Below are 12,659 nucleotides of genomic sequence, written 5' to 3'. Positions count from 1 at the left end.
TCCCATGCCGATGCCTGTCGAGGTTCGCGCCCTGCAGCAAGGCGACCTGCCGGGTCTCCTCGCGCTCTATGCGCAGCTGATCGAAAACGACCTGCCGCTTGCTCCTGCCTTGGCCGAGACACGATTCGATGAAATGCTCAAACGTGACGGCCTCACCGTATTCGGTGGTTTTGCGGACGGCATTCTCGCCAGCACATGCGTTCTGATCGTGGTGCCCAATCTCACCCGTGGCGGCATGGCTTACGCTTTCATCGAAAACGTCGTGACCGACGGAGCGCATCGTCGCACCGGCCTTGGGCGCCAGACGGTCAGGACCGCGATCGATGCGGCATTGGACACCAGATGCTACACGGTTCGGCTGCAGACGGGTGGAACGCGGCCCGGCACGCTGGACTTTTACAGAAGCTGCGGCTTCGACTTGACGAAACACGGGCTGGAGGTACGCCGGATCCCACCCCGCGAGGTTTTACCGACCTGAGCGGCGGAACAAGGACGGCCGCTGCGGCATTGACCAGCCCTGGAGGCCCCCTTATGCAACTCGCCTTATCTCCGCTGCCCCTGCCCGGTCCCTTGAGCCGCAGACTCGATCTCTTCGCCCTCAAGCTGTCCCAGCCCAAGGGCATGACCTTCGACTTCTCCACGCCGCACGGCGAACCAGCGCTGGTGCCGGCCGATTCGGTTTCCTGGCAGGTGTTCAAGAACCCGGTCACCGTCTTCATCGGCGGCATCGCCGCCGTTCTTCTCGAACTGGCCGAACCGCATGTGCGCGACGGGGTCTGGCAGCACAGCAGTTTCACGACCGACGCCCTTGCACGCATGCAGCGCACCGGGCTTGCCGCGATGATCACCGTCTACGGCGCACGCAGCAAGACCGAGGCGATGATCAAGGGCGTCAACCGCCGTCACGGCTCGGTGAGAGGCCTGACGACGGAAGGCAAGCCCTACCGTGCCGACGATCCGATCCTGCTGGACTGGGTCCAGGCGACCGCCGCCTTCGGCTTCATGGAGGCCTATCATCGCTATTCCCGTCCGCTTTCCGACGGGGAGCGCAATCGTTTCCTCGCCGAGGGAAAGGCTGCGGCCGACCTCTACGGCGCGACGAGTGCGCCCGTCTCGGTCTCCGAGATGAACATGCTGTTCGAGGTGATGCGGCCGCGGCTGGTAAAATCGGAGGTCGTCTTCGCCTTCCTCGATATCGTCCGCAAGGTTCCTGCCCTGCCCCCCGCTTTGCGGCCCTTCCAGGAACTGCTTATCACCGCAGCCGTCGAGCTCTTGCCCGCCTGGGTGCGCGACAGGCTTGGGCTTCGGCAGCTAGGGTCGCTCACCCCCATGCAGCGGGCATTGGTGAAGGCCGCGGCCTTTGGCGCCGAACACATCATGCTCCCGTCGTCCGCACCGGTTCAGTCCTGCCGCCGCCTCGGTCTTGCCGACGACTACCTCTACCGCCGACGCCGTTCAGGTCAGCCGATCACTCCTCCGGCTCGGTGGTAAACATCAGCGGAAAGCCCGCCTCCTTGGCGAGATCGGTAGCCTCCTTGGCCTTTGTTTCGGCAATGTCGCGGGTGCAGACCACGACCACGGCGGAGCCGAACTTGTGGGCCGTCATCATCACCCGGTAGCCGGTCTCCTCGCTCATCCGGAACACCGCCTTCAGCACCAGGGTGACGAAGTCTCGCGGTGTGTAATCGTCATTGAGCAACAGGACCTTGTAGAGCCTCGGCCGCTCCGGCTTGGGCTTGGTCACGGTCTTCGGCTTGAGGGCGACATCGTCTCCCGTCATCGTAACCTCTCCAGCGATGACATCGGGTCCCGGCCCTTTGGCGACCGGCCCGGCGGATGCATTCTAGCGCATCTGACCGCGACCGTCGACGGTGGCAGAAGGTCCGCACCGTTCCAGAGACTTGACCGCACCCTTCCTTTATCCCATAGGCGTGGGCAAAGATCATTCCAAGCTAAGCAGGTACTCTGGCCATGGGCTTCAAATGCGGTATCGTCGGCTTGCCCAATGTCGGCAAGTCCACCCTCTTCAACGCGCTGACCAAGACGGCGGCGGCGCAGGCCGCCAACTACCCGTTCTGCACGATCGAGCCGAACACCGGCGAAGTCGCCGTTCCCGACCCGCGCATGCAGAAGCTCGCAGCCGTCGCCGGCTCCAAGGAAATCATCCCGACCCGCATTTCCTTCGTCGACATCGCCGGCCTGGTGCGCGGCGCGTCGAAGGGGGAAGGCCTCGGCAACAAGTTCCTCGCCAACATCCGCGAAGTCGATGCCGTCGTGCACGTGCTGCGCTGCTTCGAGGACGACGACATCACCCATGTCGAAGGCCGCATCAACCCGGTCGGCGATGCCGAGACGATTGAAACCGAACTGATGCTCGCCGACCTCGAGAGCCTGGAGCGCCGCGTCGAACAGACCCGCAAGCGCGCCGCTTCCAAGGACAAGGATTCGCTCGCCCAGTTGCCGGTCATGGAAGCCGTGATCAAGCTCTTGAACGAGGGCAAACCGGCCCGCCTGCTGCTGAAGACCCTGGCTGCCGACGAGATCGAAGTGCTGAAGGGCCTGAACCTCCTGACCTCCCACCCGGTGCTGTACGTCTGCAACGTCGCGGAAGCCGACGCTGCGACCGGCAACGAGCACACGCAAGCCGTCGCCAAGATGGCAGCCGAACAGGGCGCCGAATGCGTGATCATCTCGGCTGCGATCGAAGCGGAGGTCGCCCAGTTGCCGGAAGAGGAATCCAAGGAATTTCTCGCGGCACTCGGCCTGGAGGAAGCCGGCCTCGACCGTCTGATCCGTGCCGGCTACCACCTGCTGGATCTCATCACCTATTTCACCGTCGGCCCCAAGGAAACCCGTGCCTGGACCATTGTCCGCGGCACCAAGGCACCAGCCGCCGCCGGCGTCATCCACACCGACTTCGAGCGCGGCTTCATCCGCGCCTTCACCATTGCCTATGACGACTACATCAATTTCAAGGGTGAAGTCGGCGCCAAGGAAGCCGGCAAGGGCCGCGACGAAGGCAAGGAATATGTCGTCCAGGACGGCGACGTGATCCACTTCCGTTTCAACACCTGAGACGGACTGACAGGACCACGATTCACATACAAGTTTCAAACCGCCGCCCTTTTCGTGAAGGGCGGCGGTTTTTGCTTTGCTTCATTGTATCGACGTCAAGACCACGGACCCAGGATCCGAAGATCCGGCGACATCAGGCTCCGGTCTTCAGACCTTCTTCATCGGGCAGGTCGACATGCCGAAGAGCGAATAGAGCGGGCAAGTCGAGAGGAGACCCGTGAGCAGCGGGACGACGCCGATCAGCGTCCAGTAACGCCACGAGGCGTCCGGATAGATGAAGAACAGCGACAGTACGACGAGACCCACGACAATGCGCAGGATACGATCGATCGATCCGACATTCTTGGCGAACATGGCAATTCCTTTCGAGGCTGGGCAGGTTGCACAGTAAAATCATCATAGCTGCGGCCAAAGACATGTCAGTGACTAAGTCACGCTTTCGGCGAAGTGGCCATGCGCGCCAGTTCGGCCGCATCGAGCACGCGGATCAGCCCGCGCTCGTTGGCGACGATGCCTTTCGAGGCCAGAGCCTCCAGGCGCCTCGACACCACTTCGCGCGCCGTCCCGATCACCGCCGCCAGTTCCTGATGCGTCGCCTCGATCACGTCGCCGCCGGCGGCCCGCTCGATCAGCGCAAGGGCGAGCCGCTTCTCCACCTTGACGAAAGCGACCTGTTCGAGGACGAACATCAGATCGCTGAGACGCGCCGCAAAGGCGCGAAACACGAAACTGCGGAACGCGGCCGAAATCGCCATCAGGGTTTCAAAGACGGGTTGGGGTACCATCACGGCGACGAGATCGCTCTCCGCCACCGCCTCGCCGGTATAGGCCGCCCCGCCCAGCACACCGAGCGTGGTCTGCACGCAGGTTTCGCCGGGCGTCACGGCATAGAGCAGAAGTTCGCGCCCGCCACGACCGGTGAGATAAACGCCGATGCGGCCGGATAGCAGGATGACGAAGGCCTCGGCCTGGTCGCCGGGCCGAAACAGCGTTGTCCGGTCCGGTACGTGCTGCGGCCGCAAAACCTCGAGTTGACGGCGGGCCTCGCGGTCGAGTTCCGAAAGGAACGACGCCTGTTCGATCCATCCCGCCATCCGCGCTCCTTGTCATTGCTCGTCTCGGCGGTCATTCTGCACAGAAACGCCCACAAGGAAATGTCGCATGCCATCCCCGAAACTCTATTTCGAAGACTTCCACATAGGAAGGATATTTGCGCTTGGACCGAAGACCGTCAGCGCCGATGAAATTGTTGAATTCGCGACGGAATTCGACCCTCAGCCGATGCATCTATCGGAAGCTGCCGGCAAGGCCAGCATCCTCGGCGGGCTGAGCGCATCCGGCTGGCACACCAGCAGCATGTTCATGCGCATGATGATCGATTCCTATCTCCTCGCCTCCGTTTCCGAGGGCGCGCCGGGCATCGACGCGATGGAGTGGCGAAAGCCGGTGCTTGCCGGGGACACGCTCAAGGGCCGCTCGACCGTCGAGGCGGCGCGACCGATGCGCTCGCGCCCGCATATCGGCATCGTCACCTTCAACCACGAACTGGAAAACCAGCGCGGCGAGATCGTCTTGCGCTCGCGCAATTCGATCATGTTCCGCCGACGCGATGCGGAGAACGCCGCATGAAGATGATCGAACTCTATCCCGCCGGCCACAAGGTCGAGACCGGTTCGCGCCTGTTCACCGCCGAGGACATCATCCGCTTCGCCGAGAAGTTTGATCCGCAACCGTTCCACACCGACGCCGATGCAGCGAAGTCCTACGTCTTCGGCGCGCTCTGCGCTTCCGGCTGGCACACCTGCGCCGGATGGATGCGCTGCTTCATCGATTTCTGGGGCGCGGAGTTCGAGCGGCTGAAGGCGGAGGGTCTGGTACCCCCAAGGCTCGGACCCTCTCCCGGCTTCGAGGAACTGCAATGGCTGAAGCCGGTCTTTGCCGGCGACACCATCACCTATAGCCTGACCAGCCTGGAAAGCCGGCCCCTCGCATCGCGTCCGGGCCTGATCCTCAACACCGGCCTCGGCGAAGGCGTCAACCAGAAGGGCGAGCCCGTGCTGCGCTTCAAGACCAAGATCCTCGAATTCGTGACGGAGACAGTCCCATGAACCTCCATGACTTCCATGCGGTCGATATCGACGGAAAGAACCGCGACCTGTCCGAATTCGCCGGAAAGCTGGTTCTCATCGTCAATACCGCCAGCGCCTGCGGCTACACGCCCCAATATGAGGGTCTGCAGAAGCTGCAGGAGACCTTTGCCGGCGACCTCGTCGTCCTCGGCTTCCCCTGCAACCAGTTCGGCGGACAGGAGCCGGGCAGCGAGGACGAGATCAAGGCCTTCTGCCAGATCAACTACAAGATCGGCTTTCCGTTGTTAGCCAAGGTCGAGGTCAACGGAGCGAATGCCCATCCGTTGTTCAAGTATCTGACGCATGAGGTGCCGGGTATCCTCGGCACCGAGGCGATCAAGTGGAACTTCACCAAGTTCCTGATTGGCCGCAATGGGCAGCCGATCGCCCGCTATGCCCCCGGAATCAGACCGGAAGCGATCGAGGACGACATCCGCAAGGCCATCAAGGCTTGATACCACGCGGCCGGGCGCGGGCGTGACCGTCTCAAGCCGTGCGCCCGGATGGAAGCCTGCGACATGTGCCGCCTGCCTGGATGTGTGCCGCGATGGAACCCCCTGCCCCCGTGTTCGTTCTACCAGTGGTTCAAGAACAGGAGCACACCATGCAAAAGGACAAGCGGCAGCAAGAGGCTGAAGACAAGGGTGATCTCGATCACCGAATCATCGTCGCCGGACCCGAGACGCGTGCCCGCGAGAATGATGGCAGGGATCCCCAGCCGGCCAAGACGGTCGTCAAGAACGGCGACAACTGAACTTCCAGCAAGAACGAACGCCCGAGGCGCGATTGCGCCCCGGGCGTTTTCACGACGGCGATTGCAAATGTCGCTCAGTGGCCGGAAAACTCGACCAGGGTGCGGACCTCGACCCCCAGTGCCTCCAGCTTCTTGCGGCCGCCGAGATCCGGCAGGTCGATGACGAAACAGGCCGAGACGACATCGGCGCCGAGCTTTCGCAGCAGTTGGACCGCACCCACGGCCGTACCGCCGGTAGCGATCAGATCGTCGCAAAGGATGACCTTCTCGCCCGGCTCCACCGCGTCGACATGCATTTCCATTTCATCGACGCCATATTCCAGGCTGTAGGCGATGCTGACCGTTTCGTGCGGCAGCTTCCCCTTCTTGCGGATCGGCACGAAGCCGGCCGACAGCTGGTGCGCGAGTGCACCGCCCAGGATGAAGCCGCGCGCCTCCATGCCCGCGACCTTTCCGACCTTGAGCCCGGCATAGGGCTGCACAAGCTCGTCGACGGCCCGGCGAAAGGCGCGCGGATTGCCAAGCAGCGTGGTGATGTCGCGGAAGATGATCCCCGGCTTCGGATAATCGGGAATGGAGCGGATCGAGGAAGCGAGCTCCAGCGCGAAATTGTTCATGTTAAGTCCATGATGAATTGGTGTGTTGGGAGGATTGCACGCGACATTATCAAGTCTCGCGGAGGCAGACCAATGAAAAAGGCGACCCGAAGGCCGCCTCTTCCTGTCATTGTCTGAACCCGTAGAGCTCAGTGTTCCTTGTTGGCGTAGACCGACTTCTTCGTCAGGTAGACCAGCGCCGTGAAGATCGCCAGGAACACCATGACCATGAAGCCGGTGCGCTTGCGGTCTTCGAGATGCGGCTCGGCGGCCCACATCAGGAAGGCGGACACGTCCTTGGCATACTGGTCGAGCGTCTGCGGCGTCCCGTCGTCGTAGGTCACCTGGTCATCGCTGATCGGCGGAGCCATGGCGAGCGAGGCGGAACCGACGAAATAGGGGTTGAAGTGGGTCCCCTCCGGCACTTCGACGCCTTCCGGCGGCTCCTGGTAGCCGGTCAGCAGCGAGTAGATATAATCCGGGCCGCCTTCCTGGTACTGGGTGAAGATGTCGAAGACGAAGGTCGGGAAGCCACGCTCGACACCGCGCGCCTTGGCGATCAGCGAGAAGTCCGGCGGAGCGGCACCGCCGTTGGCCGCAGCAGCCGCTTCCGTGTTCGGGAAGGGCGACGGGAAGTAGTCCGACGGAACGGCCTTGCGGGTAAACATTTCGCCGTCGGCATTCGGGCCGTCTTCGACCTCGTATTCGGCGGCAAATGCCTTCACCTGCTCCTCGGAATATCCGAGAGCGGTCAGTGTGCGATAGGGCACCAGTTCCATCGAGTGGCAGGCCGAACAGACTTCCTTGTAGACCTTCAGGCCGCGCTGCAACTGGGCCTTGTCGTACTTGCCGAACGGGCCGGCGAAGCTCCAGTCGAGATTATGCGGCTTGAGGATCGGATAGTGGCTGGTCGCCGCCGCGTGCTCGACCGCGGCGGCAAGGCCATGACCTTCCTCCGCAGCCGATGCGCCGGACGAAAAACCGGCCAGGGTTGCGACCAGAGCGATGCTTGTAACAAGCTTTTTCATCTTATTTCCCTCTCTCGCAGCGCTTAGACGGTTGCGTCGGCGGACTTGCCGCTCTTTTCGAGAACCGCCTCGGTGATCGAGTTCGGAATGCGGCGAGGCTTCTCGAACAGGCCGAGCAACGGCATCAGGATGAGGAAGAAGCCGAAGTAGTAGGCCGTCCCGATCTGCGACAGAATGACATACAAGCCTTCTGCCGGACGCGAGCCGAGCCAGCCGAGCATGATCGCGTTGGCGACAAAGATCCAGAAGAACAGCTTGTACCAGGGGCGATACACAGCCGAGCGGACCTTGGACGTATCGAGCCAGGGCAGGAAGAACAGGATGATGATCGAGCCGAACATCACCAGCACGCCGCCGAGCTTCGAGTCGATCGGGCCGACATTGAAGGTGATGGCGCGCAGCATCGCGTAGAACGGCAGATAGTACCATTCCGGAACGATATGGGCCGGCGTCTTCAGCGGGTTGGCCATGGTGTAGTTGTCGGGATGGCCGAGATAGTTCGGCATGTAGAAGATGAACCAGGCGAACACGATCAGGAAGACCGATACGCCAAAAGCATCCTTGAGCGTTGCGTAAGGCGTGAACGGAACAGTGTCCGTCTTCGACTTCACTTCGACGCCGGTCGGGTTGGTCTGACCGGTGACGTGCAGCGCCCAGACGTGCAGGATGACGACGCCGGCGATCATGAACGGCAGCAGGTAGTGCAGCGCGAAGAAGCGGTTCAGCGTCGGCTGGTCGACGGCGAAGCCGCCGAGCAGGAACTGCTGGATCCACTCACCGACCAGCGGGAAGGCGGTGAAGAAGCCGGTGATGACGGTCGCGCCCCAGAAGGACATCTGACCCCAGGGCAGAACATAACCCATGAAGCCGGTCGCCATCATCAGCAGGTAGATGACCACGCCGAGAATCCAGAGGATTTCACGCGGTGCCTTGTACGAGCCGTAATACAGGCCACGGGCAATGTGCAGATAGACGGCGATGAAGAAGAACGAGGCACCGTTGGCGTGCATGTAGCGCAGGAGCCAGCCGTTGTTGACGTCGCGCATGATCTTCTCGACCGAGAAGAAGGCGATGCTGGTGTCGGCCGCATAGTGCATGGCCAGAACGACGCCGGACAGGATCTGCACGATCAGCATCACCGAGAGCATGGCGCCGAAGGTATAGGCGTAGTTCAGGTTGCGGGGAACCGGGTAGGCGACAAAGCTGTCGTAGATCATGCGCGGCAGCGGGAGCCGCGCATCGATCCACTTCTCAAGGCCGCTCGACGGCTGGTAACTGGAATGATCACTCATATTTCTGAATCCCCTCAGCCGATCTTGATCACAGTATCGGAAACGAATGCAAATGTCGGAACGGGCAGGTTCTGCGGTGCCGGACCTTTGCGGATACGGCCCGCGGTATCGTAGTGCGAACCGTGGCAGGGACAGAACCAGCCACCGAAGTCGCCGGCCTGACCGAGCGGCACGCAGCCGAGATGGGTGCAGACGCCGATCATCACCAGCCAGTTTTCCTTGCCTTCGCCGGCCGAGCGGGCAAGGTCGGTGGCTTCGGCGGCCGCATCGCCATTGGCGTTGCGGGCGACCGGGTCCTTGAGGTCGGCGAGCGCGACGGCCTTGGCCTCTTCCACTTCCTTGTCGGTGCGGTTGCGGATGAAGACCGGCTTGCCGCGCCACTTGACGATCAGCGACATGCCGGGCTCGAGCGCCGAGACGTCGACTTCGATCGAGCCGAGCGCCAGCGTCGAGGCGTCCGGACGCATCTGGTCGATGAACGGCCAGACGAAGGAAGCGGCGCCGACGGCACCGGCCACACCCGTGGTCAGGTAAAGGAAGTCGCGGCGAGAAGGCTCGCCCAAGGTTTCGCTATTCATCTCGTGCTCGCTCACGGTCAAACCATCCTCTTCGCAAAATCCATGCGACACACCGCATTGCTAAGGCGACGACGAATCCCGGGCAATCACGATTGCGCCACAGATTCCCCGCCAATTTGGCGCCTTCTAAGCTTGATATCGGATTATGTCCAGTCTTCACAGGGGGATGGGGGCACATTGTCGCGGTTTTATTCACGCCTGTTTGGCGGTTGTTTGGCGCCCTGCCGGCCGTGTTGCAATGCAATGTGAATTGCGGCATGGTCGCCGCTTTCGCACAGGGTTTCCGCCCACGGACTAGCCGCTTTGATGAGAGATCGAATTTCCTCCGCTCTGGGCCTGCTCGTGTCCGTCGGCCTGATGGTCGTCGCCCTGCGCTACGTGACCGACTTCTGGCTCCTGTCGTTCTTCTTCAGCCTCCAGCCGCAGCTGGGCGTGGTCGCGGCCCTGGGTGCGTTGGCCTGCCTGGTGCTGAGGCGCAGCGCCTTTGCCTATGTCCTGCTCGCCGTTTCGCTGTTTCTGTGCGGGCACGCACTATGGATGCAGAGGGAATTCCTGCCGTCCGCCACGAGTGATGTGGCGGCGGATGCGACGCGATTTCGCGTCCTGTCCTTCAATATGCTGGGCAACAACCACTCCAATGTCGGACGCATCATCGACATGGTCAACGGATCCGGCGCCGACGTCGCCTACCTGATGGAATCCGGTCCCCTGCTCCATCATCTCGACGCCCTTTCGGCCGCCTATCCCTACCGTATCGGCTGCGGCATCCTGGTCGAGGAATGCGACCTGATGATCCTGTCGAAACATCCGCTCGAGCATCCCGAGTATCTCAGCCTCAGCGACCTGCGGAGCAACCGCTTCGCCATGGCGACGGTCCACATCGGCGGCCATGCCGTGCAACTGGCAGCAATACACCTGACCAAACCCTATTTCGACGATTACCACACGACCGAACTGCGGCGCGCCGGCGCGGCATTGCGCAAACGCGGCGGATCGGTCGTGATCGGCGGCGACTTCAACTCCGACACCATTGCCCCGGACATGCAGGCCTTCCTGCGGCGCCACGCCTTGCAGGCCACAGGCTCCGAGCCCGCCACATGGCCGGTCGCAGCCGGCGTCTTCGGCATCCCGATCGATCACATCTACGTCTCGAAGGACATCGCGCCGCTGTCGCTGACGCGCATGGCCGACCATTACGGCTCCAACCACTACGGTCTCATCGCCGACCTGGCGCTCTCCCCGCCCCGGTAACGGACGGCCCGACGACACTTCAGACGGCGGCGTTCCGCCCGTCGGCGGCCTCGTCGGCCTCATTGTCATGCGTATGCAGGAAGCCGCCGGACTGGCGGGCCCAGAGCTCGGCATAGAGCCCACCGCTGGCGACGAGTTCTGAGTGTGTCCCTTCCTCGATGATCCGCCCCTTGTCCATCACCACGAGGCGGTCAAGCGCGGCGATGGTCGACAGCCGGTGGGCGATCGCCAGCACCGTCTTGCCCTGCATCAGCCTGTCGAGATTGGACTGGATGGCGGCCTCCACCTCGGAATCGAGCGCCGAGGTCGCCTCGTCGAGCACAAGGATCGGCGCGTCCTTCAGCATGACGCGGGCGATCGCGATGCGCTGCCGCTGGCCGCCGGAGAGCTTGACGCCGCGCTCGCCGACATGGGCGTCGAACCCCTTGCGGCCGCGCTGGTCTTCCAGCCGTTCGATGAAGTCGAGCGCCTCGGCCCGTTCCGCCGCCTTGCGCAGCATGTCCTCGCCCGCATCCTCGCGACCAAAGACGATATTGTCGCGGATCGAGCGATGCAGCAGCGCGGTGTCCTGCGTCACCATGCCGATCTGCGAGCGCAGGCTCTCCTGGGTCACCGTCGAAATGTCCTGGCCGTCGATCAGAATGCGCCCATCCTCGACGTCGTAGAAGCGCAGGAGCAGGTTGACCAGCGTCGACTTGCCCGCCCCCGAACGCCCGACGATGCCGACCTTTTCGCCTGGACGGATGGTCAGGGTCAGGTGATCGATCGCCCCCTTCTTGCGCCCGTAGTGGAAGGAAACGTCCTCGAAGCGGATCTCTGGGCTCTCGACCTTGAGTTCACGCGCATCCGGCTTGTCGGTGAGTTCGATCGGCCTGGAGATCAACTCGGCCGAATTCTGGATCGTGCCGATATTGCGCATGATGCCGTTGAGTTGCGTCATCATTCGGCCGAGCAGCATGTTGAGCCGCAGCACGAGGCCAAGCGTGAAGGCTACGCCACCGGCCGTGATCGCGCCGGAAAACCACAGGTCGACCGAAAGGGCCCCAATCATCAGGATCATCGCGCCCGACAGCATGGCGAGCGACGAGCGCACCCCGGTGAGAAGCCGGGCGAACGGGGTGAGTGTCGCCTGGAAACGGTCGAAGCCGGCCCGGATATAATGGTCGTTCTGGCGCTCGCGCCCGAACAGTTTCAGCGTCTGGATGTTGGAATAGGAATCGACCATCCGACCGTTCAGCATGGAGGCGGCCTCCGCCGTTTCCTTGGCATGGCGCCGGATGCGCGGCACGAAGATGCGGGCGAGCACTAGGAAGACGGCAATCCAGGTGGCGATGATTGCGGCGAGCCGCCAGTCGAGCTGTGCGACCAGCGCCATGGTCGACGCCGTATAGATCACCATGAACCACACGACCTGCAGCAGCGAGGTCAACAGATCGCCGGTCGATTGTCCCGCCGACCAGACCTTGGTGACGATCCGGCCGGAGAAATCGTTCTGGAAGAAGGACAGCGACTGGCGCGCCACATGGGCATAGGCCTGCCAGCGCACCAGATTGAAGAAGTTGAGGACGATCACCTGTTCCTCGACCAGTGCGCCCACCGTCACCACGACGAAACGTCCGGCGAGCACGATCAGCGCCATGGCGAGGAGCTCATAGCCGTGGGCGGCGATCAACCCGTCCCATCCGGCCTCCTTCGGCACGGTATCGAGCAGGTCGACGAGGCGCCCGACGAACCAGAACAGCGCCGCCTCCAGCATGGCGACCGCGCCGCCGAACACGGCCATCATGACGAAGGGCAGCTTGGCCTGGCGGACATAAAACCAGACGAAGGCCCAGGTTCCCGACGGCGGCCTGAGGTCGTCGGCGCGGGCAAAGGGAGAAATCCAGTTTTCAAACAGGCGGGCGACGGCGCGGAAGATCATGCCAAGCGATATAGGCGGTTTCCGCAGCGGGGCAA

Annotated in this window: 16 protein-coding genes; 8 read left to right on the top strand and 8 right to left on the bottom strand. The window is 62.7% G+C overall.

All coding sequences use genetic code 11. The features are described from left to right. Positions 1–4: 4 nt before the first annotated feature. Complete coding sequence (locus RHIZ70P_RS16775) at positions 5–478, top strand: GNAT family N-acetyltransferase (protein WP_115671633.1); 474 nt, start codon at positions 5–7, stop codon at positions 476–478. Between the two features lie 53 nt (positions 479–531). Next, entirely contained in the window at positions 532–1,491 is a 960-nt protein-coding gene (locus RHIZ70P_RS16770) for an oxygenase MpaB family protein (protein WP_115671632.1), read from the top strand. On the opposite strand, the gene clpS is transcribed toward RHIZ70P_RS16770, so the two are convergent. Further along, the gene (clpS, locus tag RHIZ70P_RS16765) at positions 1,469–1,780 is read right to left on the bottom strand and encodes an ATP-dependent Clp protease adapter ClpS (RefSeq protein ID WP_115671631.1); all 312 of its coding nucleotides are present in this window, start codon (positions 1,778–1,780) and stop codon (positions 1,469–1,471) included. The genes RHIZ70P_RS16770 and clpS overlap by 23 nt on opposite strands. 191 nt (positions 1,781–1,971) lie before the next feature. Between clpS and ychF the strand changes: the two genes are divergently transcribed. Further along, entirely contained in the window at positions 1,972–3,075 is a 1,104-nt protein-coding gene (gene ychF, locus RHIZ70P_RS16760; protein WP_115671630.1) for a redox-regulated ATPase YchF, read from the top strand. Between the two features lie 147 nt (positions 3,076–3,222). Here ychF and RHIZ70P_RS16755 read toward each other — a convergent pair whose 3' ends face one another. Both RHIZ70P_RS16755 and RHIZ70P_RS16750 read right to left on the bottom strand, forming a co-directional pair. Further along, entirely contained in the window at positions 3,223–3,429 is a 207-nt protein-coding gene (locus RHIZ70P_RS16755; protein WP_115671629.1) for a YgaP family membrane protein, read from the bottom strand. Positions 3,430–3,506: 77 nt separating this feature from the next. After that, positions 3,507–4,169 carry a Crp/Fnr family transcriptional regulator gene (locus RHIZ70P_RS16750; protein ID WP_115671628.1) on the bottom strand — a complete coding sequence of 221 codons (663 nt, stop codon included), beginning with the start codon at positions 4,167–4,169 and terminating at the stop codon, positions 3,507–3,509. Between the two features lie 67 nt (positions 4,170–4,236). On the opposite strand from RHIZ70P_RS16750, the gene RHIZ70P_RS16745 reads away from it, so the two are divergent. The 4 genes from RHIZ70P_RS16745 to RHIZ70P_RS23060 all read left to right on the top strand — a co-directional run bounded on the left by RHIZ70P_RS16745 (position 4,237) and on the right by RHIZ70P_RS23060 (position 5,958). Beyond that, positions 4,237–4,704 carry a MaoC family dehydratase gene (locus RHIZ70P_RS16745; RefSeq protein ID WP_115671627.1) on the top strand — a complete coding sequence of 156 codons (468 nt, stop codon included), beginning with the start codon at positions 4,237–4,239 and terminating at the stop codon, positions 4,702–4,704. Continuing rightward, positions 4,701–5,183 (top strand): MaoC family dehydratase, encoded by a 483-nt coding sequence (locus RHIZ70P_RS16740; protein ID WP_115671626.1) that lies wholly within the window; start codon positions 4,701–4,703, stop codon positions 5,181–5,183. Before RHIZ70P_RS16745 ends, RHIZ70P_RS16740 begins: the two co-directional genes overlap by 4 nt. After that, positions 5,180–5,659 (top strand): glutathione peroxidase, encoded by a 480-nt coding sequence (locus RHIZ70P_RS16735; protein ID WP_115671625.1) that lies wholly within the window; start codon positions 5,180–5,182, stop codon positions 5,657–5,659. The genes RHIZ70P_RS16740 and RHIZ70P_RS16735 overlap by 4 nt, the downstream gene beginning before the upstream one ends. A 149-nt stretch (positions 5,660–5,808) precedes the next feature. After that, on the top strand, positions 5,809–5,958 hold the full coding sequence (locus RHIZ70P_RS23060) for a hypothetical protein (protein WP_181904048.1): 150 nt from the start codon (positions 5,809–5,811) through the stop codon (positions 5,956–5,958). Between the two features lie 74 nt (positions 5,959–6,032). Here the strand turns inward: RHIZ70P_RS23060 and RHIZ70P_RS16730 are convergent, their stop codons facing one another. The 4 genes from RHIZ70P_RS16730 to petA all read right to left on the bottom strand — a co-directional run bounded on the left by RHIZ70P_RS16730 (position 6,033) and on the right by petA (position 9,467). Beyond that, the gene (locus RHIZ70P_RS16730; RefSeq protein WP_115671624.1) at positions 6,033–6,575 is read right to left on the bottom strand and encodes an adenine phosphoribosyltransferase; all 543 of its coding nucleotides are present in this window, start codon (positions 6,573–6,575) and stop codon (positions 6,033–6,035) included. A 128-nt stretch (positions 6,576–6,703) separates the two neighbouring features. Beyond that, positions 6,704–7,582 carry a cytochrome c1 gene (locus RHIZ70P_RS16725; RefSeq protein ID WP_115671623.1) on the bottom strand — a complete coding sequence of 293 codons (879 nt, stop codon included), beginning with the start codon at positions 7,580–7,582 and terminating at the stop codon, positions 6,704–6,706. 23 nt (positions 7,583–7,605) lie between these two features. After that, positions 7,606–8,874: a cytochrome b gene (locus RHIZ70P_RS16720; RefSeq protein ID WP_115671622.1), complete on the bottom strand. Its 1,269-nt coding sequence runs from the start codon at positions 8,872–8,874 to the stop codon at positions 7,606–7,608. Positions 8,875–8,888: 14 nt separating this feature from the next. Beyond that, positions 8,889–9,467: a ubiquinol-cytochrome c reductase iron-sulfur subunit gene (gene petA, locus RHIZ70P_RS16715; protein ID WP_115671716.1), complete on the bottom strand. Its 579-nt coding sequence runs from the start codon at positions 9,465–9,467 to the stop codon at positions 8,889–8,891. A gap of 291 nt (positions 9,468–9,758) precedes the next feature. Between petA and RHIZ70P_RS16710 the strand changes: the two genes are divergently transcribed. Then, positions 9,759–10,703 carry an endonuclease/exonuclease/phosphatase family protein gene (locus RHIZ70P_RS16710; protein WP_115671621.1) on the top strand — a complete coding sequence of 315 codons (945 nt, stop codon included), beginning with the start codon at positions 9,759–9,761 and terminating at the stop codon, positions 10,701–10,703. Positions 10,704–10,722: 19 nt separating this feature from the next. Here the strand turns inward: RHIZ70P_RS16710 and RHIZ70P_RS16705 are convergent, their stop codons facing one another. Then, on the bottom strand, positions 10,723–12,624 hold the full coding sequence (locus RHIZ70P_RS16705) for an ABC transporter ATP-binding protein (protein WP_181904047.1): 1,902 nt from the start codon (positions 12,622–12,624) through the stop codon (positions 10,723–10,725). Positions 12,625–12,659: the final 35 nt, after the last annotated feature.

The organism is Paenirhizobium selenitireducens ATCC BAA-1503, from assembly GCF_900492185.1.
Classification (GTDB): domain Bacteria; phylum Pseudomonadota; class Alphaproteobacteria; order Rhizobiales; family Rhizobiaceae; genus Allorhizobium; species Allorhizobium selenitireducens_A.
Note: the sequence above shows the minus strand (reverse complement) of the source record. Positions and strands in the feature narration are given on the sequence as shown.

What these genes read in the sequence shown, in the direction of transcription:
- clpS (WP_115671631.1), bottom strand. Translation starts at nt 1,780, where the DNA reads ATGACGGGAGACGATGTCGCCCTCAAGCCGAAGACCGTGACCAAGCCC.
- RHIZ70P_RS16755 (WP_115671629.1), bottom strand. Translation starts at nt 3,429, where the DNA reads ATGTTCGCCAAGAATGTCGGATCGATCGATCGTATCCTGCGCATTGTC.
- ychF (WP_115671630.1), top strand. Translation starts at nt 1,972, where the DNA reads ATGGGCTTCAAATGCGGTATCGTCGGCTTGCCCAATGTCGGCAAGTCC.
- RHIZ70P_RS16710 (WP_115671621.1), top strand. Translation starts at nt 9,759, where the DNA reads ATGAGAGATCGAATTTCCTCCGCTCTGGGCCTGCTCGTGTCCGTCGGC.
- RHIZ70P_RS16720 (WP_115671622.1), bottom strand. Translation starts at nt 8,874, where the DNA reads ATGAGTGATCATTCCAGTTACCAGCCGTCGAGCGGCCTTGAGAAGTGG.
- RHIZ70P_RS16730 (WP_115671624.1), bottom strand. Translation starts at nt 6,575, where the DNA reads ATGAACAATTTCGCGCTGGAGCTCGCTTCCTCGATCCGCTCCATTCCC.
- RHIZ70P_RS23060 (WP_181904048.1), top strand. Translation starts at nt 5,809, where the DNA reads ATGCAAAAGGACAAGCGGCAGCAAGAGGCTGAAGACAAGGGTGATCTC.
- RHIZ70P_RS16725 (WP_115671623.1), bottom strand. Translation starts at nt 7,582, where the DNA reads ATGAAAAAGCTTGTTACAAGCATCGCTCTGGTCGCAACCCTGGCCGGT.
- RHIZ70P_RS16705 (WP_181904047.1), bottom strand. Translation starts at nt 12,624, where the DNA reads ATGATCTTCCGCGCCGTCGCCCGCCTGTTTGAAAACTGGATTTCTCCC.
- RHIZ70P_RS16735 (WP_115671625.1), top strand. Translation starts at nt 5,180, where the DNA reads ATGAACCTCCATGACTTCCATGCGGTCGATATCGACGGAAAGAACCGC.
- RHIZ70P_RS16775 (WP_115671633.1), top strand. Translation starts at nt 5, where the DNA reads ATGCCGATGCCTGTCGAGGTTCGCGCCCTGCAGCAAGGCGACCTGCCG.
- RHIZ70P_RS16745 (WP_115671627.1), top strand. Translation starts at nt 4,237, where the DNA reads ATGCCATCCCCGAAACTCTATTTCGAAGACTTCCACATAGGAAGGATA.
- RHIZ70P_RS16750 (WP_115671628.1), bottom strand. Translation starts at nt 4,169, where the DNA reads ATGGCGGGATGGATCGAACAGGCGTCGTTCCTTTCGGAACTCGACCGC.
- RHIZ70P_RS16740 (WP_115671626.1), top strand. Translation starts at nt 4,701, where the DNA reads ATGAAGATGATCGAACTCTATCCCGCCGGCCACAAGGTCGAGACCGGT.
- RHIZ70P_RS16770 (WP_115671632.1), top strand. Translation starts at nt 532, where the DNA reads ATGCAACTCGCCTTATCTCCGCTGCCCCTGCCCGGTCCCTTGAGCCGC.